The organism is Hydrogenophaga taeniospiralis CCUG 15921, assembly GCF_001592305.1.
GTDB lineage: Bacteria > Pseudomonadota > Gammaproteobacteria > Burkholderiales > Burkholderiaceae_C > Hydrogenophaga > Hydrogenophaga taeniospiralis.
This window is the reverse complement of sequence record NZ_BCWR01000036.1, coordinates 1-1,276: the sequence shown is the minus strand read 5'-3', so window position 1 is coordinate 1,276 and position 1,276 is coordinate 1. Positions and strand designations below refer to the sequence as shown.

The following is a 1,276-nucleotide window of genomic DNA, read 5'->3' as shown; positions in this document are numbered from 1 at the left end:
AAGCGGCCAAGGAAATCAAGGGCCTGATCATGGCCAGTGTGGAGCGCGTGGAGCAGGGCACGGCCCTGGTGGACCGCGCCGGCACCACCATGCAGGAGGTGGTGACCTCGATCCGGCGCGTGACCGACATCGTGGGCGAGATCAGCAGCGCGAGCAACGAGCAGAGCGCGGGCGTGGGCCAGGTCAGCGAAGCGGTGACGCAGATGGACCAGACCACGCAGCAGAACGCCGCCCTGGTGGAACAGAGCGCGGCCGCCGCGTCCAGCCTGCAGCAGCAGGCCCAGCAGCTGGTGCAGGCGGTGAGCGTGTTCAAGCTCAATGCCGGCACCGGGGCTCATGCGCGTTTCAACGCCCCCGCACCCAAGCCGGCGGCGCCGGTCAAGCCGGTGTCCAACGTGAGCCCGCTCAAACCGGCTGCGCCCGCCAAGGCCCAGACGCCGGCCCCGAAGACCCCGCGCCCCGTGGTCGCGGCCCAGGCGCCCAGCCGCACCGGCACGGACGACTGGGAAAGTTTCTGATCCACCGAATCCGAGGAAGAACCCATGGACATGCACAACGAAGGCAGCCACCTGGCACGCCAGGAGAGCGCGCGCAGCGGCATCAGCGCGGCCACGGCGAAGAAGGCCGAATTCCTGACCTTCCGCCTGGGGGCGGAGGAATACGGCATCGACATCCTGCGGGTGCAGGAGATCCGCTCGTTTGAAGAGCCCACGCGCATCGCCAACGCGCCGAGCTTCATCAAGGGCGTGGTCAACCTGCGCGGGGTGATCGTGCCGGTGGTGGACCTGCGCATCAAGCTGGGCTGCGAGAAGGTGGAATACAACAGCTTCACGGTGGTGATCGTGCTCAACGTGCAGGGTCGTGTGGTGGGTGCGGTGGTGGACTCGGTGTCCGACGTGCTCGAACTCAGCAGCGACCTGATCAAACCGGCGCCCGAGATGAACACCACGGTGGACACCAGCTTCATCACCGGCATCGCCAGCGTGGGCGAACGCATGCTGATCCTGATGGACATCGAAGCCCTGATGTCCAGCGCCGACATGGGCCTCATGGACGGCGCCCGCAGCCTGCAGTAAGCCCCAGGCCCAGCCGACAAAGCCCGGGTTTGCCCGGGCTTTGTCGGTTTTTTTATGCCTTCAGCCAGCGCCGGGCTGGCCGATAGTTCATGGACCCATCCGCTTTTCGAGGAAGAACCCATGGACATGCACAACGAAGGCAGCCACCTGGCACGCCAGGAGAGCGCGCGCAGCGGCATCAGCGCGGCCACGGCGAAGAA

The 1,276-nt window shown here is 66.6% G+C and carries 2 protein-coding genes; both read left to right on the top strand.

Annotated features, from left to right (window positions below; all coding sequences use genetic code 11):
• Positions 1 to 518: methyl-accepting chemotaxis protein (locus tag HTA01S_RS24360; RefSeq protein ID WP_245638196.1), on the top strand; the 518-nt coding region annotated here is incomplete at its 5' end.
• Between the two features lie 24 nt (positions 519 to 542).
• Positions 543 to 1,076, top strand: coding sequence for a chemotaxis protein CheW (locus HTA01S_RS24355; RefSeq protein WP_068176637.1), 534 nt, complete (start codon positions 543 to 545; stop codon positions 1,074 to 1,076).
• Positions 1,077 to 1,276: the final 200 nt, after the last annotated feature.